Here is a 24,154-nt window from a genome sequence, read left to right as displayed (position 1 = left end):
CTGTGTCTGTCCCTCTTCCTTACTTCGCAGCCGCGAGCTCGGCGGCCTTGTCGGCCGCGCCGTCCATGGTGTCCACGCGCTGCACCAGCGGGTGGTTGGCGTCGGAGAGGATCTTGCGACCCAGCTCGGCGTTGTTGCCGTCGAGGCGGACGACGAGGGGCTTGGTGACTTCCTCGCCCTTGTCCTTCAGCAGCTGGAGCGCCTGGACGATGCCGTTGGCGACCTCGTCGCAGGCGGTGATGCCACCGAAGACGTTGACGAACACGGACTTGACGTCCGGGTCGCCGAGGATGATCTCCAGGCCGTTCGCCATGACCGCGGCGGAGGCGCCGCCGCCGATGTCGAGGAAGTTGGCGGGCTTGACCCCACCGTGCGCCTCACCGGCGTACGCGACGACGTCGAGGGTGCTCATGACGAGCCCCGCGCCGTTGCCGATGATGCCGACCTCACCGTCGAGCTTGACGTAGTTGAGGTTCTTCTCCTTGGCCGCGGCCTCGAGGGGGTTGGCCGCCGCGTGGTCGACGAGCGCCTCGTGGTCGGGGTGGCGGAAGTCCGCGTTCTCGTCCAGGGAGACCTTGCCGTCGAGGGCGATGACGTCGCCGGAGGCGACCTTCGCCAGCGGGTTGACCTCGACGAGGAGGGCGTCCTCCTCGATGAAGGTCTTCCACAGGGTGACAAGGACGTTGACGACCTTGTCGGCGACGTCGGCCGGGAACTTCGCGGCCTCGACGATCTCGCGGGCCTTCTCGGGCGTCACACCCTCGTTGGCGTCGATCGGCGTCTTGGCGACGGCCTCCGGACGGGTGGCCGCCACCTCCTCGATCTCCATGCCGCCCTCGACGGACGCGATGGAGAGGAAGGTGCGGTTGGTGCGGTCCAGGAGGAAGGAGACGTAGTACTCCTCCAGGATCTCCGGGGCCGTCTCGGCGATCATCACCTTGTGGACCGTGTGGCCCTTGATGTCCATCCCGAGGATGTTGGTCGCGTGCTCCACGGCCTCGTCGGCGGAGGCGGCGAGCTTCACGCCGCCGGCCTTGCCGCGGCCGCCGACCTTCACCTGGGCCTTGACGACGGACTTGCCACCGAGACGCTCGGTGGCTGCGCGGGCCGCCTCAGGCGTGTCGATGACTTCACCGGCCAGCACCGGTACATCGTGCTTGGCGAAGAGGTCCCTCGCCTGGTACTCGAACAGGTCCACGCGCTTCCGTCCCTATCAGTGATCTCGCGGTTCGTTGTCTGCGTGGGCGTGCCGCGAGGGCAACGTGACGTCCGCCGTCTGTCAGTCACAAGGGAGGCGCACACGGTGTCCGAGCGCGCGGCATGTCCGTCTCGCAGGTTATCGCTGCTTACGGGGGCCCCCTAAATCGAGGGTCACACCTGAGCGGTGATACCTGTCACATGATGCCGGGATCACTGACACGCCGTGCCGCCTGTGAGGAGACGGCACGCAACCGGGGTGGCGGTGGCCGGACCCCGGGAGGGGCCCCACCGGGCTGGGGTTGGCCCGGTGAGGCCCCGTGAACAGCCCCGGAGGGCTCGGGCCGGGTCGTCCCCACCCCGATGGGGACGACCCGGCCCTCTACCGCGGGGGCACGACCGGACACGACCGACGGCTTTCGGCCGTCCGGGTCCTCCCCGCCGCGGAGCGGGCGCCCCGACGACGCACGGCCGACGGGGGGTGAGCGGGGCCCGCGGGGCGCGGTGCACGCGGATGCACTCGCGGCGTGCGCGGGCCGGGGGATCAGATGCGGCAGTTCTCGGCGGTGTTCGGCGCCGGGGCGGGGGCGACCTGCGTCTGGGCGAGGGCCATCCGCGCTGGGGTGAGGGCGTCATGCCTCGGGGCGCGGGCCATCCGCACCAGGGTGAGGCCGGTCCGGTGGGGGACGGGGGCTAGCGGGATCCGCGCCGGGGCGGGTCCGTCCCGGTGGGGGACGGGAGCGGGCGCGATGCGCGCCGGGGCGGGTCCGTCCCGGTGGGGGACGGGAGCGGGCGCGACGCGCGCCGGGGCGGGTCCGTCCCGGTGGGGGACGGGAGCGGGCGCGACGCGCGCCGGGGCGGGTCCGTCCCGGTGGGGGACGGGAGCGAGCGCGACGCGCGCCGGGGCGAGTCCGTCCCGGTGGGGGACGGGAGCGAGCGGCTCGGGGGCCGCCTTGGCGTCCGCCACGGGGAAGCCGACGAACGCGGGGGCGACGGTTTCGGCGGCCGCCCCGGCACCCGTCACGGCGCGGCCGGCCGACGCGAGGCCGAGGGAATGGGCGGTGTCGGCCGAGCCGTACCCCGACGAACCGTTGTCACCGGTCCCGTCATGGGCGAAGGGCCCGGCGGGGGCCGTCAGGTCCGGGACGAACCCGTCGGCCGAACGGGTGACGCTTCGCGTCGAGCGGGCGACCGGGGCGGTGCTGTCGGGAGCCGCAGGTCGTCCGACGGGGGTCGTCGCCTCTCCCTCCGCGGCGGCCAGGGGCGCAGCCACCTTCCCGACGAGCGGGGCCGGTGGCGGCGTCATCACCCCGGCGAACGAGACCATGGACGCCGTCACCACCCCGGCGAAGGGCGCCATGGACGTCGTCACCACCCCGGCGGACGAGGCCGGTGGAGCGGTCGCCTTCCGCGCGAGGGGGCCGACCGGGGTCGTGACGTCCTGGGCGGACGCCGTCGCCGGGCCGGTGCGCCGGCTGGCGGCGCTCGCGTCGGTGGTCTCTCCGGTCGCCCCACCGGCGGTGGGAAGGGTGTCGCCGCGTGGGCTGACGCGTGCGGCGTCGCGGGTGTCGCCGACCCCGCTGGACACGTCCGGCGGGGTGAGTGAGGAGGCCGATGCCTCGTCCGTGCTCGCGGTGGTGGAGCCGAGCACCCTCGTACGGGTGACACCGGCGGCCACGACGGGAGTACGGCGCATGTTCTTGTTCACGCGTACGTCAGATCCTTGAGGCTCGAAGGCATCCGGACGCCGGAGCACGAACGCGGACTCCGGGCCGGCGGGCAACCTGACTCCACTCGCGCGGCAGGTCCACGGCGAGGGGAGAGCGGCGCGCCCTATCCGGGGAAGACGGGGATGTCCCGGTGCCTGTCCTCGATCGCGGCCGCGTCCGTACGCACGGCACTGCCGGGCACCAGCAGCAGCGGCACCCGGTGATACGGCGTCACGGCGTGCGCGTCGGCATGCCGTGCCCCGCTGTCGAACAGGGACGCTCCGCCCGGCGCGCCGTCGGGCGCCCCGGCAGGCGTCCCCCGCACAGGCGCCTGACCGCCGGTCGCGGCATGCGGGGCGTGTGCGGCACGGGACTGCCCACCGCCGTGCGCCAGCGGCCTCACTCGGACCTCGCTCTCCACCTTCCGGAGCCCGTACGTCGACCGCGGCGCCGCCGTTTCCACGGACCCGAGGCTCGGTCCGGGGTCCGGGACGACGGGAGTCGACGCCACGGGCACCGGCGAAGAGATCCCCGGCTGGAGCACGGGGAGCGCCGACGGGGACGGCGGCGAAGGGGCGTCCGGCAGCTCGGGGAGAGATCCCGGGGAGGGAGGTGTCGGCAGCTCGGAGACGCCGGGCAGCGACACCACGGGCACCGCCCGCGCCAACTCCGCGCTCACGCCCTCCAGCACCTGACCGACGGACTTCACCACCCGCTTCCGAACGGCAGCGACTGGGTTCGCCGGGGAGCCCGGATCCGACGGCACCGCGGACACCGGCAGCGACCCGGACACGGACACCCACCCGGACGCCGACACCGGCACCGGCACCGAGAGGGCGTCACGCGGGGCCGGTGCGGCCAGGGCCCCCGCCGGCGGGACGGTGGCCGTCTCCGCCGCGGAGCTCCTGGCCGGAGGAGCCGACGCCAGAGGAGCCGACGCCGGAAAAGCCGACGCCGTAGCAGCCCTCGCCGTGGGGACCAAAGCCATAGCGGCCCTCGCCGCGGAACCCGGCGCCGTAGCCGTAGCCGTAGCCGTTCCGTCCGCCGCCTGAGCTTGCCCGCCGAAGAGGAGCCCCAGCGCGAACAGCCCGCCCAGCATCACCGCGCCGCGCAGCGCGAGGCGCGGGACGACGGCGGACCGGAGAGCGGGACGGGGCAAGGGGGAGGAACCTCCCGTGCGACGAAACGAGGCGGTCGATCCTCGCACGGGTGTCCCAAGGTCGCGCAAGCCCCCCGTTACCGATGGGTGGTCATGTCCCGTTTGCCCATGCGGTCTCCGGGTCCGGTACGGGAAGCGGGCGTTTCTCGATCGCCGCCGCCATCACCTCGGGGAACAGGTCGGGCGTACAGGCGAAGGCGGGCGCGCCCAGCGCCGCCAGGGCGGCGGCGTGGTCCCGGTCGTAGGCGGGCGCCCCTTCGTCGGAGAGTGCGAGCAGGGCGACGAACTGCACCCCCGACGCCTTCATCGCCGCGACCCGCTTCAGCATCTCGTCCCGTATGCCTCCCTCGTACAGGTCGCTGATGAGCACCACGACCGTCTCGGCGGGCCGGGTGATCCGCGTCTGGCAGTAGGCGAGCGCCCGGTTGATGTCGGTGCCGCCGCCGAGGCGGGTGCCGAACAGGACGTCCACCGGATCGTCGAGCTGGTCGGTCAGGTCGACGACCGCCGTGTCGAAGACGACGAGCCGGGTGCTGATCGACCGCATCGACGCCAGCACCGCCCCGAACACGGAGGCGAAGACGACCGAGGCCGCCATCGACCCCGACTGGTCGACGCAGAGGACGACCTCCTTCTTCACGGACTGCGAGGCGCGCCCGTACCCGATGAGCCGCTGCGGCACGACCGTCCCGTGTTCGGGGAGGTAGTGCTTGAGGTTGGCGGCGATCGTGCGGTTCCAGTCGATGTCGCGGTGGCGGGGCCGGGCGATCCGCGCGCTGCGGTCGAGGGCACCGGTGAGGGTGGCGCGGGTGCGGCTGGCGAGCCGTTCCTCCAGCTCCTCGACGACCTTGCGCACGACGGCCCGTGCCGTCTCTCTCGTGGTCTCCGGCATCGCCTTGTCCAGCGAGAGGAGGGTGCCGACGAGGTGCACGTCGGCCTCCACCGCCTCCAGCATCTCCGGCTCCAGCAGCAGCGTGGCCAGTCCGAGCCGGTCGATGGCGTCGCGCTGCATGACCTGGACGACGGAGGAGGGGAAGTACGTGCGGATGTCCCCGAGCCAGCGTGCCACCGACGGCGCCGACGCCCCGAGCCCCGCCGAACGGTCCCGCCCCGTCCGCGCCCCGTCCCCCTTGCCGTAGAGCGCGGTGAGCGTGCCGTCCATGGCCGCGTCCCGCCCGGACAGTTCGTGTTCGGTACCGTCCGCCTCGCCTGCGCCGAGGACGAGCCGCCAGCGCCGCAGCCGCTCCCGCGCGCGGTCCGCCTCCGCCGCGTCGAACGTCATGTCCTCGCCTCCGTCAGGTGGTTGTCGTCGCCGTTCGGCCGTTCCCCGTCGAGTCCCAGCAGCAGCCGCACGACGGGGAGGACGGCGTCCGCGCGCCCGGCGTCGAGGTCGTCCGCGAACCCGGCGGCTCCGGCACGGGCCCCCAGCACGCTCCCTCGCTCCCCGGGCCCTCTGCGCACCAGTTCCCCGAGCGTGCGCCGCACCCCCGCCTCGTACGCCGAGAACGTCCGTCGCAGCAGCGGCAGTACGTCCGTGAACGCCTCCGCCGACACGCCCGTCAGCCACCCGTCGACCAGGCCGAGCAGCCGTTCGTCGTGCACGAGAAGCAGTCCGCCGCCGGCCCCGCCCCCGACGAAGCCCTCGATCCAGGCGGCCGCGTCCGCCGGCGGTGTCCCCGGCGACAACGCGAGCCCCATCAGTCGTGCCGCCTCGTCCCCCTCCAGTCCCCCGTCGTCCAGCAACAGCCGTACGGCCCGCCCCCGAACGACCCCCGCCACCGTGTCCCGCCCGGACAGCACCCGCAGGACGGCCCGCCAGCGGTCCCGCAACCGGTCGCGGGTCGGGGCCCCCTCCGCTCCCGCCGTCTCCTCCAGGAGCCCCACCGCGCCGTGCACGGCGTCCACATGGCCGCGCATCTCCTCGGCCGCGTCGGTGTCCAGGGCGGCACAGGCCCGTGGGAGGCCGACGAAGACGCGCTCGGCGAGGCCCGCGGCGACTTCGGCCAGCGCGCCGGTGTCGGTGCCGCGGACGTCGCCGTAGCGCAGCGAGCGGACCAGGGCGGGCAGCGCCTGCGCGAGATGGCCGACGTCCGTGTCCAGCGCCGCACGGTCGGCGAGGACCCGCATCACCGTCGGCAGCGCGTCCGGCAGCCCGGCCAGCAGGCAGCGCTCCGCGAGGGCGGTCACCTCGGCGAGGTCCCGCGCGGCGACGGCGTCCGTCTCCGCCTTGGCCGTGCTGGCGGCCAGTACGGTCGTCCCCCACACCCCGGCCTCGGCGACCCGCACGGACAGTTCGGGCTCCCAGCGCAGCCGCCAGGTCTCCCGGAAGGTGCCCGTGCTGCCCCGCGGGACCGCCGGTTCACCCCACTCCACGCGCAGCAACCGCAGCCGGTGCAGCAGCCTGCTGCGCTCGGCGTCGGTGTCCTTGCGCAGGTCCAGCTCCAGCTCCCGTGCCGCCGCCTCCGGTTTCAGCCGCAGTCGGCGCTGGATCCGGTCGAGGTCGCGCTGCAAGGGCACCGCCGGCGCGCCGACGGGCACCTTCCCCATGACGTCCCCGACGACCAGCCGGTCCCGCACCAGCGCCAGCGGCACGTCCGAGCCCTCGCACAGCACCGCCCGTACGGCGTCGGTCGTCTCGCCGAGGCCGGGCAGCGGGCGGCCGCGCAGCGCGGCGAGCGCCTCGGCCAGCCGCACCGCCTCGATGACGTGCGCCGGGGAGACGACGCGGTCCTCCTCCCGCAGCAGGCCCGCCACCTTGGTCAGCCAGCGCTCCACCGGCCGGTCGGGCGCGGCCCACAGATGCGCGTACCAGCCCGGTGCGTCGATGCCGGCGCCGTATCCCCCGGCCCGCGCCAGTCTGCGGTGGGTCCACGGCACCCACGTCAGGTCGGCCTTGACCCGGGGCAGCCCCTTCAGCAGTGCCCGGTCGGCGGCGAGAGCCGTCTTCCGCCGGAGCGCGGGCACGTGCCACGCCCCGCACACCACGGCCACGGCCCCGTCACCGGACTCCCGGCAGGCAGAACGGAGCCGGAGCCGCATCTGCGCCTCCCGCACGAGGTCCCGTTCACCGCCCGCGGCGCCGTACGTGTCCCGCAGCGCCGTCATCGCCTCCTCGATCGCGGCGAAGGGTGCGTAGGGGTCCCGCCGCCCCGGGCCCCGGTGTTCGACGACGTCCTCCCACCAGCGCTCGGGGTCGTCGTAGCCGGCCGCGCCGGCGAGAGTGGCGAGCGGGTCGACGCGGAGGTCGCCGCCGTCCGCTCGCGCCTCACGCCCAGCGTCCCCGGACCCTGCATCCCCGGACTCCGTGTCCCCGGAGCCTGCATCCCCGGACTCCGTGTCCGTGCGCCGCCTGTCCTCGGGTCCCGTCTCCTCGGGTCGCGTGGCCTCGTCCGGCTTCCGCTGCCAGGCCAGGGTGTGCGCGGCCGGCAGGTCGATGAAGCGGGCCGGGACGCCGTGTTCCACGGCCCAGCGGAGCGCCACCCACTCCGGGGAGAACTCGGCCATCGGCCAGAACACCGACCGTCCGGGCTCGTCCACGGCGTGCGCGAGGAGGGCGACCGGGGGCCGCAGGTCCGCGTCGGCGACCAGAGGGATCAGCGCGTCGGCCTCCGGAGGGCCCTCGATGAGCACGATCCCCGGCCGGGCGGCGTCCAACGCCCTGCGGACGGCCCGCGCCGACCCCGGCCCGTGGTGCCGCACCCCGAGCAGCAGGGGCTCCCCACGGCCGGACCGGAACCACCCGTCCGCCTCTCCCCCGGCACCCCCGATTCCCCGTCCCCCGACCACCCCGTCCCCGGCCACACCCCATCCACCCCCGTCCCCGTCCCCGTCCCCGTCCCCGTCCCCGGCCCCGTCCTGGGCCTCGGCGCCGTCCGTCCCCCCGAAGGCCCGGCCGCCGATCGCCCCACCCCCGGTCACCCCGGACTCCGGTCCCCCGCCCCCTCCCTCGCCGGCCACGCCCCATCCACCCCCGTCCCCGTCCCCGGCCCCGTCCTGGGCCTCGGTGCCGTCCGTCCCCCCGAAGGCCCGGCCGCCGATCGCCCCACCCCCGGTCACCCCGGACTCCGGTCCCCCGCCCCCTCCCTCGCCGGTGCCGAGGGCCACCCGGCCGCTCCCGGCCCCCTCACCGTCCGGCATCTCGGCTCCTCCCCCGTGGCTCCCCGTCCGGCCCTCGTCCGCCGGCGTCCGCCGTGGTCCGTGCCCGCCCGCGGCCCGCCGGTACGCGGGCGCAGGCCGGGTCCCCGTGCCCGCTCACGCGGTCACCTCCCGGCAGGCCCGGTAGAAGTCCGCCCAGCCGTCCCGCTCGCGGACCACCGCCTCCAGGTACTCCCGCCACACCACCCGGTCGGCGGCCGGGTCGCGGACGACCGCGCCGAGCAGACCCGCGGCGACATCGGCGGGGCGAAGGACGCCGTCCCCGAAGTGGGCGGCGAGGGCGAGGCCGTTGGTCACCACGGAGATCGCCTCCGCGGGTGACAGGGTGCCGCTCGGCGACTTCACCTTCGTACGGCCGTCGGAGGTGACCCCGTCGCGCAGTTCCCGGAAGACGGTCACCACGCGGCGGATCTCGTCGATGCCGTCGGGACCGGCCGGCAGGTCGAGGGAGCGGCCGATCTGGTCGACGCGTCGAGCGACGATGTCGACCTCGGCCTCGACGCTCTCCGGCAGCGGCAGCACCACCGTGTTGAAGCGGCGGCGCAGGGCGCTGGACAGCTCGTTGACGCCCCGGTCGCGGTCGTTGGCCGTGGCGATCAGGCTGAAGCCGCGGACCGCCTGCACCTCCTGCCCCAACTCCGGTATCGGCAGCGTCTTCTCCGAGAGGATGGTGATGAGGCTGTCCTGCACGTCGGCCGGGATGCGGGTCAGTTCCTCCACCCGTGCCGTCATGCCCTCGGCCATGGCCCGCATGACGGGGCTGGGAACCAGCGCGGCGCGGCTGGGGCCGTGGGCCAGCAGCTGCGCGTAGTTCCAGCCGTAGCGGATCGCCTCCTCCGGGGTGCCCGCCGTGCCCTGCACCAGCAGGGTCGAGTCACCGCTGACGGCGGCGGCCAGATGCTCGGAGACCCAGGTCTTCGCGGTGCCGGGGACACCGAGCAGGAGGAGCGCGCGGTCGGTGGCGAGCGTGGTCACGGCGACCTCGACGATCCGGCGCGGCCCCACGTACTTCGGTGTGATCACCGTGCCGTCCGGCAGGGTGGCGCCGAGCAGGTAGGCGGCGACCGCCCACGGCGAGAGTTTCCAGCGAGCGGGGCGGGGGCGGTCGTCCTGTGCGGCGAGCGCCGCGAGTTCATGGGCGAAGGCGTCCTCGGCGTGCGGCCTCAGCACCTCCTGCGGGGCTGTGCCGTTGGCGGGCGCGGGGCGGTCCTGGCGTGGTTCGGCGGACGTCGGTTCAGCGGTGAGTGACATGGCTGAGGCCCCCTCCAGCTCGGCCGGTTCGGATCTGGTGTCCACCTTGCACCACCCCACTGACAATGCTCCTGACCTGCCGGAACGCCGCCGCACGGACGTTCGCGGGACCGATTGTCAGTGGGGGGATCTACCGTCGACGACATGACACAGACGGGGGCGCGCTGGACCGCGGACCAGGTGCTGGCGCTGGCGCCTGACGCGGCGTCACGCAGGGCGGGGAGCGAACCCGGCGCGGCCGGTCCGTGGTCCGGGACGGGCTGTTCCGAGGAGGGGGCGGTGTGGGGGCTGTGCGGTGCCGGCGGCAGCGGCCCGTACCGGACGGTCGTCGATGTCGCGGACGCGTCCGGGCCCGCGTACGAGTGCAGTTGCCCGAGCCGGAAGTCCCCGTGCAAACACGCGCTCGGATTGCTGTTGCTCTGGTCGGAGGGTGAGGCGGCGGTGCCCACGGGGGCGAAGGGCCGGGCGCCGGACTGGGCGCAGGCGTGGTTCGCGGCGCGGCGCGGGCACCCGCGGGAGGACCGGGGGGCGGGTGCGGGGGGTTCGGGGGCAGGCTCCGCCGATCCGGAGGCGGCGCGTCGCCGAGCCGAGCGTCGCGCCGAGCGGATCACCGCGGGAGCGACCGAGTTGGAGCAGCGGCTCGCCGACCTCCTGCGCTCCGGCCTGGCCGCGGTGGATCAGGCGGGGTACGGGCTGTGGGAGGAGACGGCGGCCCGCATGGTCGACGCCCAGGCCCCCGGACTCGCTGCGCGCGTGCGGGAGTTGGAGACGATCCCCGCGTCCGGGCCGGGCTGGCCGGTGCGGCTGCTGGAGGAGTGCGCGCTGCTGCACCTCCTCGACCAGGGCTGGCTGCACCGCGAGCGGCTGCCGCACGCCCTCGCGGCGACGGTCCGCACCCGCGTCGGCCTCACCCGGTCGCCGGACGGACCACCGGTACGCGACGACTGGCTGGTCCTCGCGCAGTACGACGTCGTGGACCCGAGGCTGACGACCCGTCGCGTCTGGCTGCACGGCACCACCTCGGGCCGCACCGCGCTCCTCCTCTCCTACGGCGCCGCCGGACGCGCACCCGACCTGTCACTGCCGGTCGGCCTGGCCCTGGACGCCGAGGTGTCGGCGTATCCGGGCGCCGGACAGCGGTTGGCCCTCGGTGAGCAGTTCGCGCCGCCCGTGCCCACGACGGTCCGGCCGGGGGGCGTCACGACGGCGGAGGCCGCCGCCCGCTACGGCTCGGCCCTGCGTGACGATCCCTGGCTGGACTCCGTGCCGGTGACCCTGGAGGGCGTCGTCCCCGCGCGGGACGGGGCCTCCTGGCAGCTGGCGGATGCCGACGGGGACACGGCGCTGCCCCTCACACCCACGGCGACGGCCCGGCCGGGGTGGTGGCGTCTGGTCGCCCTGTCGGGGGGTGCACCCGTCAAGGTCTTCGGCGAGTGCGGCCACCACGGCTTCACTCCCCTGACGGCCTGGCCGCCGACCCCCGGAGAGCCGGTCCGCCTGTGCTGACCCCCTGCGACCCCACGCCGACCCCAACCCCGGCCCCAGCCCCGGCAGAGGGCCCAACCCCCCTGGACCCCGCCCTGCACCGCTCCAACCCGCCTCGGCCGGCCCGGCCCGCCCCGGCCGCCAGAACACCACCGCCAACACGACCCGCCCCACCCCACCCCACCTCGACCCAATCCCCGCCCCGACGCAGGCGATGCACCGCCCGACACCGAACACAGCCGGCGCCCCAGACCCACGACCGGCCGACCGGCCGACCGGAGGAGCCACGCAGACACGACCCGCACCCCGTTCCGTTCCACTCGGCAGTCCCAAGAACTTCACGCCCGCCCGCGGGACGCCCTCCCGGCGACCCGGTGAGCCAAGAAGGGAACGCGCATGACCGGTACCGGTACCGCATCGGCCTCCTGGGAGGAGATCGTCGCCGTGGCCCTGCTCGGGACGGACCGGCGCACGCCGCCGGGCGTGGCGCCCGGCCGGGCCGCGTCCTCGGCGTTGCTGGACGCGGCGGCCGCGGAGACCGTACGGCGTCGGGCCGGGCTGCGGCCGGGGCGGGCGGCGCCGCGCCCCGAGCCGGCGCCCGAGGACCCGCGCCCGGCGCTGCCCGCCGCCGCGGCCCGCAGGCTGGCCCGTCTGCTGGCCGACCGCCCCGGCGGCGGCGGGGGCGGCCGTCGGGGCACGGCACCGGACCTGATGGAGTTGCTGCCCCAGTGGCTCGCGGCCGCCAACGCCCGTGGCTTCGCCGCGCCCGCCCCGACACTGCCCGCGCTGCTGGACGCGGCCCGCGGCCGGACGGATCTGCGCCCGGCGGCGCTGGAGTTCGCGGGTCCGCGTGCGCTGTGGCTGGCCCGGCTCAATCCGGACTGGCGGTTCGCCCTGCGCTCGACACCGGGCGGCGGGGCGTCCCTGCCGGGCCCCGAGGAGACCGGCCGGATCGACAGCCTCTGGCAGGAGGGTCTGTTCGCGGAGCGGGTCGCCCTCCTCGCGGGGATACGGTCCCGCGATCCCGACGGCGCCCGCGCGCTGTTGGAGGCCACCTGGTCGGCGGAGCGGGCGGAGGACCGCCTGATGTTCCTCGACTCGTTGCGCACCCGCCTCGGTCCGAGGGACGAGCCGTTCCTGGAGCGGGCGCTGGCCGACCGCAGCCGCAACGTCCGCGCCACGGCGGCGGAGTTGTTGTCGGCGCTGCCGGGGTCGGCGCTGGCAGCGCGGATGGCGGTGCGGGCCGCCGCCTGTGTGGCCGTCGACCGCACGCGGGACACTCCGACGATCGTCGTGGAGGCTCCGCACGAGTGCGACCCGGCCATGGAACGCGACGGTGTGGCGGCCAAGGCACCGCCCGGCAGGGGGGAACGGTCGTGGTGGCTCGGCCAGCTGGTGGAGTCGGCGCCGCTCGCCTCCTGGCCGGCCCGGCTGGGCGGCCGTACGCCGAAGGAGATCCTCGCGCTCCCGGTGGCCGACGACTGGGCGGGTGAGCTGCACGCGGCCTGGTGCCGGGCAGCCGTACGGCAGCGGGACGCGGACTGGTCGCGGGCGCTGCTCGGAGTGCCGTCGGCACCGGAGGCGGGCGGCCCGGGGGCGGTCTCCCTCGCCGAGCGCGCCAAGCTGCTCGGCACCCTGCCGGTGGGGGAACGGGCCGACTGGGTGGCCGGTTTCATCGCGGCGCACGGCCTGTCGGAAGCGTTCCAGCTGCTCGGGGTGTGCGCGGTGCCGTGGGCCCCGCCGCTGGGCCGGGCGGTTCTCGACGCGCTCAACATCGCGCGCGACGCGGGGAGTTACCCGTGGAGTTTCAGCGGCGTGATGGGCCTGGCGGAACGCTGCCTCGACCCGGCGGAGGCGTCCCGGCTGGACGGCCTGCTGGCGGTGCCGGAGGAGCCGGAGGACGCGTCACCCGGCGCGGGAGGCTACTGGGCGGAGGCGTTCCAGCGGCTGGGGACGACGCTGCGGTTGCGGGCGGTGATGAGTGAGGAGCTGGGCGAGGGACGAGCCACGGGGTGACGTGACCGTGTGCCACCGGGCGCCCCACGACACCCGGCTCAGGTGACCCCCCGCCCGTAGGAGGTGACGCGGGGCGGTCCGCAGGAGCCGCCCCCGGGACGGCCTCGGACCCCCCTCACCCGGGGCCCCCTCACCCGGGGCCCTCTCACCTCGGGGGCCCTCTCACCTCGGGGACCCCTCACCTCAGGGTCCCCCGCACCTCGGGACCGCGCTACGCTCCCGCCGGCTGCCGTACCGCGCTACGCTCCCGCCGGCTGTCGTACGTTCGCCCGCACCCAGTCGACGATCGACGCCGTGGTCGCACCGGGGGTGAAGATCGCCGCGACGCCCTTCTCCTTGAGCGGCGCGATGTCCGCCTCGGGGATGATCCCCCCGCCGAAGACCAGGATGTCCGCCGCGTCCCGCTCCTTGAGGAGCTCTATCACGGCGGCGAAGAGCGTGTTGTGCGCCCCGGAGAGGATGGACAGGCCGATCGCGTCGGCGTCCTCCTGGATCGCGGTGTCGACGATCTGTTCGGGGGTCTGGTGGAGGCCCGTGTAGATGACCTCCATACCCGCGTCGCGCAGCGCGCGCGCGATCACCTTGGCCCCGCGATCGTGGCCGTCGAGCCCCGGCTTGGCCACCACCACGCGGATCGGACCGGCTGCCACACCCATCACTGCCTCCATGAAGCGACTACATCCATCCGTACCGATTCCCTGCGTACCGAGAGGTACCACCACACCGGCCGGGGAAGTGAACGAACGTTATCGCCAGGATCCCGCAACCGGCGGTTTTACGGCGCGCACCGAGGGGGAAATCACACAGAGGGACACGTTCACCAAACGCGGTTCCCTCTCCCCGGACGGGGAACCCGAGGGAGAACCGCGCAACGGGAGCCGCCACGAGGTCGCCGCACCACCGCGTCAGGCCGCGCGCGTGGGGGTCCGGCACATCGGCGCAGGCTCGATGGGCAGGCAGGACCAGGGTCGTCGACGCGAGGAGCGCCGAGAGCGGACCGCTCACCCCTTACCAACGCCCTTCGCGCACCGCCGGTCGCCTCCGCCGCGACTTCCCCGAGGGCACACGGGTGACAGAGCCGTCCCCGGCGTGCCGACAGGAGGTCGGCCATGCAGGTCACCCGGGCCTTGGAGCCCCTTCTTCCGTTCCGCCTCTGCCGGCGACTGCTGCCGAGCGGACTGATGGGGCTCTCCGCGACCCTCGTCAAGGCGACCGCCCTGGAGATCGCGATCCTCACGGGCCATGTTCTCCTGTATCCGTCGGGCATCGTCCAGGAGCGCCGCGGCGGGCCCGCGCCGGAGTTTCCCCCGTCCGGCGGCGCCGAGGACCCGGCCCGGCTGCCGACGCAGGCCCCGCCCCCGGTCGTCCTCCTGCACGGCTTCATCGACAACCGTTCGGTGTTCGTGCTGCTGCGCCGCAGCCTCGCCCAGCACGGCAGGCACCGGGTGGAGTCCCTCAACTACTCGCCGCTGACCTGCGACATCCGCATCGCCGCCGAACTGCTCGGGCGGCACATCGAGGAGATCTGCGAGCGCACCGGCAGCAGCCGGGTGGATGTGGTGGGGCACAGCCTCGGCGGGTTGATCGCCCGGTACTACGTGCAGCGGCTGGGCGGCGACGCACGCGTGCGGACGCTGGTCACCCTGGGCACCCCGCACTCCGGGACCCGGGTGGCCCCGCTGGCCAGCGCCCACCCGATCGTGCGCCAGATGCGTCCCGGTTCGGAGGTCATCGAGGAGCTGTCCCGGCCCGCGCCCGGCTGCCGTACGCGATTCATCAGTTTCTGGAGCGATCTGGACCATCTGATGGCGCCGCTGGAGTCCGCCCGTCTGGAGCACCCCGACCTGCTGGCGGAGAACGTGCAGGTGAGCGGCATCGGCCATCTCGCCCTTCCGGTGCATCCGGCCGTCGCGACCGGCATCCGCCAGGCCCTCGACAGCGACGGGCCCGCGGCCGACGCCACGCCCGGCACCCCCACCGCACACAAGGGCGATCTGACGGTCGCCTGAGCACACCCTGCCGGACGATCGGAAGGCGCCACACGCCTTTCCGGACCGGACATCCGACGCCACCTCCGGTCACAAAGCGGCACTGCGCGACATAACCCCCGTCGGACCTGGCCGACCGACCTCGCCCTCACAGCGCTCCGACAGCTGTCCGATATCGAACAGTTCTCGAACATAGGGCCAAGCCCGCGCCCTTCCTCCCCCGAAACGGGGCCGAATGCCCCTTTCCCGCAGGCCGAAACCTGCGGAAGATTGTCGCGCCCGCATACCGCCGGGTACAGTCACCGCACTGCTCTGGCAGCCCCTGTTTGTGCTCTGGCAGACCCTGTTGTCGAGGCGAGAGAGACGTTGGTGAACGACCGTCACCCGTCGGGGACCATGACCACCCCGGCCCCGGCTTCCGACGCCGACCCGGCGCACCAGGCGTCGTACGGCTCCCCGGAAGCCCAGTACGGCGACTTCACCACGTACAACGGCTACGACACCGGCACCTACGACACCGGCGCCCACGCCACGGGTTCCTACGAGGTCGACCCCCTCTTCGGCTCCATGCACGGCGATGCCGCGTCGACCGCCTCGGCCGGGGCGTACGACGCCACGCAGTGGTCCACGGGCAGTCACCAGCTCCTGAACCAGGACCCGTACGCGGCCCAGCACCACGCCGCCTACGACACGGGCGCCTACGACACGACCGCGTGGTCCACGGATCAGCAGCAGCTGCCGGGCATCCCGCCGCAGGCCACGGCCGCCGACGTCAGCGGCCAGTGGTCGAACGCCTGGCTCCAGCCGGACGGATCCGCCGCCCCCGCCGAACAGACCCAGCAGTGGGAATGGGGCACACAGGCCTTCGACACCGGCGCCTACGACGCGACGCAGTGGAACTCCGACGGCGGCGAGGCCACGGAGAGCGGCGACGAGTACGGACCGCAGGACGAACCCTCCTTCGACCAGCAGGCCGAGGTCCCCTTCGACCAGCAGGCCACCGCCACCTTCGAGCAGGTCGGCCGCGACGCAGCCGCCCCCGGCGACGACGAGCCGGCCGACGGCGCCCCGCTCCTCCTCGACGACCAGGAGGAAGCCGTCCCGGCCCCGCTCGGACGGGCGGCCACCCGTAACGCGAACCGCTCCCGGCGCCGTACGCCCGCCAAGCGCTCCGCGCTGCTGAGCGTGGCCGTGCCCTCGGCGTGCGTCATGGGCGTGGCCGGTATCGCGGCGGCCTCGGTCGGCACGCTGACCGGCGGCGACGACCACGACACCACGGCGTCCGCCTCGGACGCGCAGGCCGTGAAGCCGTCAGCGGCCAACAACAAGCTGGACGCCCAGCTCCAGACCCTCACCGCCGAGGCCGGCGACTTCGCCGACCGGGCCAGCCGTACGCAGGAACGCATCGACCTCAAGGCACAGCAGGAAGCCGAGAAGAAGAAGGCGGCGGCGGAGGCGGCCCGCAAGGAGCGGCTGCGCCCCAAGTACGCGCTGCCGGTGGCCAACCACGGCCTGAGCGCCTACTACGGCCAGTCCGGCGTCAACTGGATGTCCCTGCACACCGGCATCGACTTCCCGGTGTCCTACGGCACCACGGTGCTGGCGGCGACCGACGGCACCGTGCGCACCCAGTGGAACAGCGCCTACGGCAACATGATGATCGTGACGGCGAAGGACGGCACGGAGACCTGGTACTGCCACCTCTCCAGCTACCGCGTCCCCTCCGGTACGACGGTGCGGGCCGGCGACCCGATCGCGTACTCCGGGAACTCCGGCAACTCCACCGGTCCGCACCTGCACTTCGAGGTGCGGCCGGGTGGCGGCTCCGCGATCGACCCGCTGCCGTGGCTGCGCAGCCACGGACTCGACCCGACGTAGAACCCCTCGACCCGCCGATGAGCCCCCGCCGTCGATCCGACGGCGGGGGCTCATCGCGTGCGAGCTACAGCTTCTCCACCGGCGCGTACCGCAGCAACAGCCGCTTCGGCTTGGCCTCGCCGAAGTCGACCGTCGCCTCCGCGTTGGCGCCCGTGCCCTTCACACCGACGACCGTGCCGAGGCCGAACTGGTCGTGGGTGACACGGTCACCGACGGCCAGGGCGACCACCGGCTTCTCCGAGGTGCGGCGCGTGGCGAAGCCGGACGCGCCGGCCGCCGAGGAACGCGAACGCGACGACGACAGCGAGGCCGCCACCCCGGACACCGGGCCGGAGGACATCGGCGAGGTCGCCCCCGTCCGCTTCCAGTCCACGTGCACGGCCGGGATCTCCTCCAGGAACCGGGAGGGCGGGTTGTACGACGGCTGCCCCCAGGCGCTGCGCAGCGCGGAGCGCGTCAGGTAGAGCCGCTCCCGCGCGCGCGTGATGCCGACGTAGGCCAGGCGGCGCTCCTCCTCCAGCTCCTTGGTCTGGCCGAGGGCGCGCATGTGCGGGAAGACGCCGTCCTCCATGCCGGTGAGGAAGACGACCGGGAACTCCAGGCCCTTGGCGGTGTGGAGGGTCATCAGCGTGATGACGCCCGAGCCGTCCTCGCCCTCGTCGGGGATCTGGTCGGAGTCGGCGACCAGCGCGACGCGCTCCAGGAAGTCGGAGAGCGAGCCGGTCGTCTCGCCCTCGCCGGACTCCTGCTCGAACTCCAGGGCCACGGCCGCGAGTTCCTGGAGGTTCTCGATGCGGGTCTCGTCCTGCGGGTCGGTGGAGGCCTGCAACTCGGCCAGGTAGCCGGTGCGTTCGAGCACCGCCTCCAGGACCGTCGCCGGGCCGGCTCCCGACTCGACGACGGTGCGCAGCTCCTCCATCAGCGTGTTGAACCGCTTGACGGCGTTGGTGGAGCGCGCGGCCATGCCGTAGGCCTCGTCGACGCGCTTGAGGGCCTGCGGGAAGCTGATCTTCTCTCGCTGGGAGAGGGCGTCGATCATCGCCTCGGCCCGGTCGCCGATGCCGCGCTTGGGCACGTTGAGGATGCGGCGCAGCGGGACGGAGTCCTCCGGGTTGGCGAGGACGCGCAGGTAGGCCAGGACGTCCCGGACCTCCTTGCGCTCGTAGAACCGGACGCCGCCGACGACCTTGTAGGGCAGGCCGACGCGGATGAAGACCTCTTCGAAGACGCGGGACTGGGCGTTGGTGCGGTAGAAGACGGCGACATCGCCGGCCTTGGCCTCGCCCGCGTCCGTGAGGCGGTCTATCTCGTCGGCGACGAACTGTGCCTCGTCGTGCTCGGTGTCGGCGACATAGCCGGTGATGCGCGCGCCGTCGCCCGCGTTGGTCCACAGGTTCTTGGGGCGGCGCGACTCGTTGCGCTCGATGACGGCGTTGGCCGCGGTGAGGATCGTCTGGGTGGAGCGGTAGTTCTGCTCCAGCAGGATCGTCGTGGCGTCCGCGTAGTCCTCCTCGAACTGGAGGATGTTGCGGATGGTCGCCCCTCGGAAGGCGTAGATCGACTGGTCGGCGTCGCCCACGACGCACAGCTCGGCGGGCGGCAGGTCGTCGGCGCCCGGCGGTACGTCCACCGGGTGCTGGGCGGAGCCGACCAGTTCCCTGACCAGGGCGTACTGGGCGTGGTTGGTGTCCTGGTACTCGTCGACGAGGACGTGCCGGAAGCGGCGGTGGTAGTGCTCGGCGACATCGGGGAACGCGCGCAGCAGATTGACCGTCGTCATGATCAGGTCGTCGAAGTCGAGGGCGTTCGCCTCCCGCAGCCGCGACTGGTACATGGCGTAGGCCTGCGCGAGGGTCTTCTCGAAGCCGTCGGTGGCCTGCGCGGCGAAGTCCTCCTCGTCGATCAGCTCGTTCTTCAGGTTGCTGATCTTGGCGCTGAAGGACTTCGGGGGGAAGCGCTTGGGGTCGAGTTCCAGGTCGCGACAGACCAGGGCCATCAGACGCTTGGAGTCGGCGGCGTCGTAGATCGAGAACGACGAGGTGAAGCCGAGCCGCTTGCTCTCGCGGCGCAGGATGCGCACGCACGCGCTGTGGAAGGTCATCACCCACATGGCGTTCGCCCGCGGACCGACGAGCTGCTCGACGCGCTCCTTCATCTCGCCCGCGGCCTTGTTGGTGAAGGTGATCGCGAGGATCTGGCCCGGATGGACGTGCCGTTCGGCGAGGAGGTGGGCGATGCGGTGGGTCAGCACGCGCGTCTTGCCGGAGCCGGCGCCGGCGACGATGAGCAGCGGGGTACCGGCGTGGACGACGGCCGCGCGCTGGTTCTCGTTGAGCCCTTCGAGGAGCGCTGCCGCGTCGATCGGCGGGCGCGGGGCGCCGTCGCGGTAGTGCGTGTCCCGGTCCGGCGGCACGTCGAACTTCCCGCCGAACAGATCGTCCGGGACCGGTTCCGGAGAGTGATCGTCCTCGGGCGGCGGCGGGGGTTCCTCGTGGTGGCCGCGGGGGGCCTGGAGGTCCGCCAGGAAGCTGTCGTCAAAGAGGCTGCTCATCGCTCTCCGAGTCTAGGCTGCCCCACTGACAACCCGTGGCCGTCCCGGAAACATCCCCGGCCCTCACCTTGCGGGGCGCCCCTGGCACCGTCGGTCACCACGGACGGCGGCCTGCCCCCAGGTCACGAAAACGTATCGGGCATATCCCCCGGCAACCTTCACAGAGGGCACACCAGTTGGCTACCGTGCCGGGCAGGCCGCTCGCCTCCCTCCGGCGAACCTCGCCGGGCCGCGCGGCCTCCGCCGAGTCCGGCGCGCCCCCTGCGGCACCGGAACCGGGGACCCACCGAGACCTTGGGGTGAATCGGCTCACTCCCCTTGGGGGAGCACGGCCGCAGGGCAACCCTTCCGAAGCACCCCGCCCGAACCCTCCTCCAGTGCCCGAACGGCCTGGGGGACCCCCACCGCGTACCCGGTAGGCGGAAACTGGAAGGAGTCGCCTCCCTTGGCGTCGCAGCACCGCAGACCCCGCCCCGCGGTGGCGGGCATCCGTACGCCCGCTCTCGCCACCGCCGCTCTCACCTCGGTGGCCCTGCTCTCGCAGACGGCCGCCGCCGCCCCCTCCGCCGACGACAGGCCCAGCCTGGAGGAGGTCGAGAAGAAGGTCGACGACCTCTACCGCCAGGCGGAGTCGGCCGCCGAGAAGTACAACGCCGCCAAGGAGAGGACGACCAAGCAGCGCAAGCAGGTCGACACCCTCCTGGACGACGTCGCCCAGCGCGCCCAGAAGCTCAACGAGGCGCGTGAGGAGCTGGGTTCCTACGCCGCCGCCCAGTACCGCACCGGCGCCTCCGCTCCCGACACGGCGACCTTCCTGCTCGCCGACACCCCGCAGGACTACTTCGACCAGACGCAGCTGATGGGCCGGGTGACCGACCGGCAGAAGAACGCCGTCGACGACTACTTCGCCGACCAGGCGGAGGCGATGGAGAAGCGGCGGGCGGCCTCCCGGAGCCTCCAGACGCTCACCACCTCCCAGAACGACCTGCGGACCGCCAAGGCCACCGTCCAGAAGAAGCTCGGCTCCGCCCGCGCGCTGCTGTCGCGGCTGACGGCCGAGGAGAAGGCACGGCTGGCGAAGATCGAGGAGCGCGAGCGGCAGGAGGCCGCCCGCAAGGCCGTCGAGCTGGCCGAGCGGCAACAGACGGCGGCGCAGGCGGCGGCCGCGGCACGGGAGAGCGGCAGCGCGTCCGGCACGGCGGACAGCGGCACGTCGACGCCGTCGTCACCGTCCACGGATCCCTCGTACGCCACCAAGGCCGAGAAGGCGCTGGCGTTCGCCCGCGCGCAGATCGGCAAGCCCTACGTGTGGGGCGCGACCGGCCCGGACTCCTACGACTGCTCCGGTCTGACCCAGGCCGCCTGGAAAGCCGCCGGCGTCACCCTGCCGCGCGTCACCTACGACCAGGTGAACGCCGGCACGACCGTCTCCCTCTCCGCCGCGCACCCCGGTGACCTGGTGTTCTTCTACGGCGATGTCACCCATGTCGGCCTCTACATAGGCAACGGCATGATGATCCACGCACCGAAGCCCGGCTCGTACGTGCGCGAGGAGTCGATCTACTACGACGGGGAGTCGTCGATCCACAGCGTGGTGCGCCCGGCCTGACGCGAGCGCCGCGCGCGGGTCGGGCCCGGCCGTCACGCCACTCGGCGCCCACGCGACCGCCCCGCGCTCCCCCACCCGCGCTCCCCCACCCGTGTTCTCGGTCCCGCGTGTCCCGCCGTCCTCGCGCGCGTGCCCGCGGGGAAGCCGTCGTGCGCTCCCTAGCATCGGTGGCATGCCCGGCATCTCCTCCCTTCACGTCCGGTGGGCTCGGCGTCCGCCCGCGGCCGGAGCCGCCGTGATGGCGACCGGCATCCTGTCGGTCGGCCTGCACCAGACCGGGTACGCCGTCCTGTCCCGCATCGCTCTCGTCCTGGCGGGCGCCGCCTGGGTGGCGCTCGCGGCGGACTTCGTCGTACGGCTGCTGAGGGAGCGCGAGCGGTGGCGGGCCGACGCGGTGACGCCGGGGGCGCTCACGGCCGTGTCGGCGACCGCAGTCCTCGGCGCCGCAGTCTCCGCGGCCGGCCGGCAGACCCTCGCCTCGGCCCTGCTGGCACTGGCCGCGGCACTGTGGCCGGTGCTGCTGGTCAACGTCGTACGGCACTGGGGCCGGCACATGCCCGGCGCGGTCTTCCTGTGCTGTGTGGCCACCCAGGGGCTCGCGGTGCTCGGGGCGAGTGTGGCGCGGGCGGAGTCGGTGGCCTGGCCGGCGCACGCCTCGCTCGTGCTGTTCTGGCTCGGCCTCGTGCTCTACGGCCTCGCGCTGACCCGCTTCGACCCGCGCCAGGTGCGGGAAGGGGCCGGGGACCACTGGGTGGCGGGCGGGGCGCTCGCGATCTCGGCGCTGGCCGGGTCCAGGCTCCTGGCGGCCGAGGACGGCGGACGGTACCTGTGGAACGGCGACGACAGCGGCGTCCTGCACGCGGTCACCCTCGCGCTGCTGGTGCTCGACCTGACGGGCTACGCCGTCCTGCTCGTCGCGGAGGTGCGGTGGCCGCGGACGCGCTACGAGACGCGCCGCTGGGCGACCGTGTTCCCGATGGGGATGACGGCGGTGGCGACGCTGTCCGTGGCCGCCGCCGTCGACGTGCCGTGGCTGGAGGGCCCCGGAGAGGTGCTGCTCTGGGTCGCGGTGACGGCGTGGCTGGTGGTCGCCGCGGCGGCGGTCGCGGACGCGGGGGCGTCGCTCAGGTCCACAGGACCGCGATGAAGACGTTGGCCACGGTCAACAGGCCGACCAGGGCGAACAGGGGCTTCTCCACCTTCTCGTCGTCCCGCTTCACGTAGACGAGGCCGAGGATCACGATCAGCAGGGCCAGCTTCACGCCGATCTTGACGTTGTCGACCTCCTGGTCGTCCGCCTGGTTGAGGCCGACCAGGATCACGCCGGTGACCAGCATCGTCGCGGCGCCGTGCAGCATCGCGGGCACGAAGCGGGCCGTGCCCCGCCCCATCGCCTTCAGCTGCGTGAGGAAGCCGCCGAGCAGCGCGGCGATGCCGATGATGTGCAGACCGACGAAGAGGTGGATGAGTACGTCCATGAGGCCGGATGCTAGCCAGCCGCCCGCCCCCTCCCGACACCGGCCCACATCCGCCCCCGCGTGACGCTCCGTTTGGCGACGCACGGCACCGGACCCCGCTCCCCGATCCGGCCTGAGCCAACCGTCCGGTCCACCGAGGGCCGCGTCGACGGGCGCCCGCATCGATGCGCCTCATAGCACCGTGCCGCCCCGGCACGCCCCGCGTTCACCGCATCGGTCGGGCCACCGCGCGAAGTCGACGACCTGGCACCGGCGGCACGACCACTTCCGATCACGCGGCAGTCCGCTCGTGTCACTTCCGCACATCCCGTCACCCGACCGGCACGGACGGGCCTAGCGTCCTCCCCAGGTGCCCGGCTCCCACCGCCGTCCGGCGGCAGGGGCGGCAGTCGGACACCACCGCCGAGAGGTCCGGCGGCGTCCCGCTCCCCCGTGCGGGCGTCGCCGGACGCGTCAGCCGCGCCCGCGGCGGTACGCCCGCACCCCGCGGCGGTACGCCCGCTCCCCGGCGGCCCAGGCCCGTCCCCGCGGCCCTGGCCGCCCGGCGGCCGTACCGACGAGGCGGTCGACGAAAGGACGTGCAGTACCCCGTGCCAGCGCACCGCAAGCCCCGTCCGCGTTCGGCCGGCGGCCACACGGCCCGCACCGCGGCCGCCATCGCCCTCGCCGGCGTGGCCGGCGCGACCGCCTTCGACGGGACCGGGCACGCCGAGCCGAACGCCACACCGGCGCAGGTGAAGGCCAAGGTCGCCAAGCTGTACCAGGAGGCCGAGGCCGCCACCGAGAAGTACAACGGCGCGAGGGAGAGGGCGACGGCCGCCGAGCGGCGGCTGGAGACCCTGCGGGACGAGGCCGCACGCAAGGAGGCGCGCCTCGACACGGCCCGTGAGGCGCTGGGGACGATGGCAGCGGCGCAGTACCGCAGCGGCGGCCTGGACCAGGCGATGCAACTGGCGCTCTCCGACGACCCCGACCAGTACCTCGACAACGCCGCCTTCGCCGAGCGGACCGGCGACCGCCAGTCCGCCGCCGTCACCCGGGTCCGCGAGCAACTGCGGGAGATCGACCAACTGCGGGGCGCCGCCCGCGTCCAGCTGACCTCACTGAAAACGCGTCAGGCGGAGCTGAAGCGGCACAAGAGGACGATCACCGACAAGCTGGACACGGCCCGCCGCCTGCTGAACCGGCTCACAGAAGGGGAACGGGCACGGATCACCGCCGGTACGGACGGCGGGACGGACACCCGTTCCTCACGGTCCTCGACCGGTTCCCGCGGCGCCCTGCCCGGCCCCCGCTCGGCCACCACGGCCGCCCCCGACTCCCGCTCGGCGGCGGCCGTCTCCTACGCCTACTCCAAACTCGGCAGCCCCTACGTGTGGGGCGCGACCGGCCCCAACGCCTTCGACTGCTCGGGCCTCGTCCAGGCCGCGTACCGCTCGGCGGGCATCTCCCTGCCCCGCACGACGTACGCGCAGATCGACGCCGGGCGGCGCGTCTCCCGCTCCGAACTCCGGCCGGGCGACCTGGTGTTCTTCTACTCCGGCATCACCCACGTCGGGATCTACGTCGGCGGCGGCAACATGATCCACGCGCCGAACCCCTCGGCGCCGGTACGCGTGGCACCGATCGACGAGATGCCGTACGCGGGGGCCGCCCGGGTGGCCTGAGGCCGCCCCCG

The 24,154-nt window shown here is 73.9% G+C and carries 16 protein-coding genes; 7 read left to right on the top strand and 9 right to left on the bottom strand.

Features of this window, described 5'->3' with window-relative positions:
• Nucleotides 1-19: 19 nt before the first annotated feature.
• The 6 genes from sucC to ACFYO5_RS18035 all read right to left on the bottom strand — a co-directional run bounded on the left by sucC (nucleotide 20) and on the right by ACFYO5_RS18035 (nucleotide 9,471).
• Nucleotides 20-1,198 carry an ADP-forming succinate--CoA ligase subunit beta gene (gene sucC, locus ACFYO5_RS18060; protein WP_356560236.1) on the bottom strand — a complete coding sequence of 393 codons (1,179 nt, stop codon included), beginning with the start codon at nucleotides 1,196-1,198 and terminating at the stop codon, nucleotides 20-22.
• 543 nt (nucleotides 1,199-1,741) lie between these two features.
• On the bottom strand, nucleotides 1,742-2,905 hold the full coding sequence (locus ACFYO5_RS18055) for a hypothetical protein (protein WP_388709649.1): 1,164 nt from the start codon (nucleotides 2,903-2,905) through the stop codon (nucleotides 1,742-1,744).
• A 125-nt stretch (nucleotides 2,906-3,030) separates the two neighbouring features.
• Entirely contained in the window at nucleotides 3,031-3,615 is a 585-nt protein-coding gene (locus ACFYO5_RS18050) for a hypothetical protein (RefSeq protein ID WP_388709647.1), read from the bottom strand.
• Between the two features lie 541 nt (nucleotides 3,616-4,156).
• Nucleotides 4,157-5,347, bottom strand: a complete 1,191-nt coding sequence (locus ACFYO5_RS18045; protein WP_388709645.1) for a VWA domain-containing protein — start codon at nucleotides 5,345-5,347, stop codon at nucleotides 4,157-4,159.
• Entirely contained in the window at nucleotides 5,344-7,866 is a 2,523-nt protein-coding gene (locus ACFYO5_RS18040) for a DUF5682 family protein (protein WP_388710394.1), read from the bottom strand. Before ACFYO5_RS18040 ends, ACFYO5_RS18045 begins: the two co-directional genes overlap by 4 nt.
• Nucleotides 7,867-8,316: 450 nt before the next feature.
• The gene (locus ACFYO5_RS18035) at nucleotides 8,317-9,471 is read right to left on the bottom strand and encodes an AAA family ATPase (protein ID WP_388709643.1); all 1,155 of its coding nucleotides are present in this window, start codon (nucleotides 9,469-9,471) and stop codon (nucleotides 8,317-8,319) included.
• Nucleotides 9,472-9,615: 144 nt separating this feature from the next.
• On the opposite strand from ACFYO5_RS18035, the gene ACFYO5_RS18030 reads away from it, so the two are divergent.
• Complete coding sequence (locus tag ACFYO5_RS18030; RefSeq protein ID WP_388709641.1) at nucleotides 9,616-10,977, top strand: SWIM zinc finger family protein; 1,362 nt, start codon at nucleotides 9,616-9,618, stop codon at nucleotides 10,975-10,977.
• Nucleotides 10,978-11,352: 375 nt separating this feature from the next.
• Nucleotides 11,353-12,972, top strand: coding sequence for a DUF5691 domain-containing protein (locus tag ACFYO5_RS18025; protein ID WP_388709639.1), 1,620 nt, complete (start codon nucleotides 11,353-11,355; stop codon nucleotides 12,970-12,972).
• A gap of 239 nt (nucleotides 12,973-13,211) precedes the next feature.
• Here ACFYO5_RS18025 and ACFYO5_RS18020 read toward each other — a convergent pair whose 3' ends face one another.
• Nucleotides 13,212-13,628, bottom strand: a complete 417-nt coding sequence (locus ACFYO5_RS18020; protein WP_356560243.1) for a cobalamin B12-binding domain-containing protein — start codon at nucleotides 13,626-13,628, stop codon at nucleotides 13,212-13,214.
• 453 nt (nucleotides 13,629-14,081) lie between these two features.
• On the opposite strand from ACFYO5_RS18020, the gene ACFYO5_RS18015 reads away from it, so the two are divergent.
• Both ACFYO5_RS18015 and ACFYO5_RS18010 read left to right on the top strand, forming a co-directional pair.
• Nucleotides 14,082-14,981: an esterase/lipase family protein gene (locus ACFYO5_RS18015; RefSeq protein WP_388709637.1), complete on the top strand. Its 900-nt coding sequence runs from the start codon at nucleotides 14,082-14,084 to the stop codon at nucleotides 14,979-14,981.
• A gap of 348 nt (nucleotides 14,982-15,329) precedes the next feature.
• The gene (locus ACFYO5_RS18010; protein ID WP_388709635.1) at nucleotides 15,330-16,838 is read left to right on the top strand and encodes a peptidoglycan DD-metalloendopeptidase family protein; all 1,509 of its coding nucleotides are present in this window, start codon (nucleotides 15,330-15,332) and stop codon (nucleotides 16,836-16,838) included.
• A 64-nt stretch (nucleotides 16,839-16,902) separates the two neighbouring features.
• Here the strand turns inward: ACFYO5_RS18010 and pcrA are convergent, their stop codons facing one another.
• Complete coding sequence (gene pcrA, locus ACFYO5_RS18005) at nucleotides 16,903-19,389, bottom strand: DNA helicase PcrA (protein WP_388709633.1); 2,487 nt, start codon at nucleotides 19,387-19,389, stop codon at nucleotides 16,903-16,905.
• 445 nt (nucleotides 19,390-19,834) lie between these two features.
• Here pcrA and ACFYO5_RS18000 point away from each other — a divergent pair, with 445 nt between their 5' ends.
• Together ACFYO5_RS18000 and ACFYO5_RS17995 are read left to right on the top strand one after the other, a co-directional pair.
• Nucleotides 19,835-20,998, top strand: coding sequence for an NlpC/P60 family protein (locus ACFYO5_RS18000; RefSeq protein ID WP_388709631.1), 1,164 nt, complete (start codon nucleotides 19,835-19,837; stop codon nucleotides 20,996-20,998).
• Nucleotides 20,999-21,170: 172 nt separating this feature from the next.
• Nucleotides 21,171-22,145 carry a tellurite resistance/C4-dicarboxylate transporter family protein gene (locus tag ACFYO5_RS17995; protein WP_388709629.1) on the top strand — a complete coding sequence of 325 codons (975 nt, stop codon included), beginning with the start codon at nucleotides 21,171-21,173 and terminating at the stop codon, nucleotides 22,143-22,145.
• Here the strand turns inward: ACFYO5_RS17995 and ACFYO5_RS17990 are convergent.
• Nucleotides 22,123-22,476, bottom strand: a complete 354-nt coding sequence (locus ACFYO5_RS17990; protein WP_356560249.1) for a hypothetical protein — start codon at nucleotides 22,474-22,476, stop codon at nucleotides 22,123-22,125. The two genes, ACFYO5_RS17995 and ACFYO5_RS17990, sit on opposite strands and share 23 nt — an antisense overlap.
• Before the next feature lie 590 nt (nucleotides 22,477-23,066).
• Between ACFYO5_RS17990 and ACFYO5_RS17985 the strand changes: the two genes are divergently transcribed.
• Nucleotides 23,067-24,143: an NlpC/P60 family protein gene (locus ACFYO5_RS17985; protein WP_388709627.1), complete on the top strand. Its 1,077-nt coding sequence runs from the start codon at nucleotides 23,067-23,069 to the stop codon at nucleotides 24,141-24,143.
• Nucleotides 24,144-24,154 lie beyond the last annotated feature (11 nt).

It is taken from the genome of Streptomyces sp. NPDC006259 (assembly GCF_042870975.1).
Taxonomy (GTDB): Bacteria; Actinomycetota; Actinomycetes; order Streptomycetales; family Streptomycetaceae; genus Streptomyces.
This window is presented reverse-complemented; position numbering and strand designations above follow the sequence as displayed.

Excerpts from the sequence above, each read along its gene's own strand:
- ACFYO5_RS18045 (WP_388709645.1), bottom strand. The coding sequence starts at position 5,347 with ATGACGTTCGACGCGGCGGAGGCGGACCGCGCGCGGGAGCGGCTGCGG.
- ACFYO5_RS18035 (WP_388709643.1), bottom strand. The coding sequence starts at position 9,471 with ATGTCACTCACCGCTGAACCGACGTCCGCCGAACCACGCCAGGACCGC.
- ACFYO5_RS18030 (WP_388709641.1), top strand. The coding sequence starts at position 9,616 with ATGACACAGACGGGGGCGCGCTGGACCGCGGACCAGGTGCTGGCGCTG.
- ACFYO5_RS18025 (WP_388709639.1), top strand. The coding sequence starts at position 11,353 with ATGACCGGTACCGGTACCGCATCGGCCTCCTGGGAGGAGATCGTCGCC.
- ACFYO5_RS18020 (WP_356560243.1), bottom strand. The coding sequence starts at position 13,628 with ATGGGTGTGGCAGCCGGTCCGATCCGCGTGGTGGTGGCCAAGCCGGGG.
- ACFYO5_RS18015 (WP_388709637.1), top strand. The coding sequence starts at position 14,082 with ATGCAGGTCACCCGGGCCTTGGAGCCCCTTCTTCCGTTCCGCCTCTGC.
- pcrA (WP_388709633.1), bottom strand. The coding sequence starts at position 19,389 with ATGAGCAGCCTCTTTGACGACAGCTTCCTGGCGGACCTCCAGGCCCCC.
- ACFYO5_RS17995 (WP_388709629.1), top strand. The coding sequence starts at position 21,171 with ATGCCCGGCATCTCCTCCCTTCACGTCCGGTGGGCTCGGCGTCCGCCC.
- ACFYO5_RS17990 (WP_356560249.1), bottom strand. The coding sequence starts at position 22,476 with ATGGACGTACTCATCCACCTCTTCGTCGGTCTGCACATCATCGGCATC.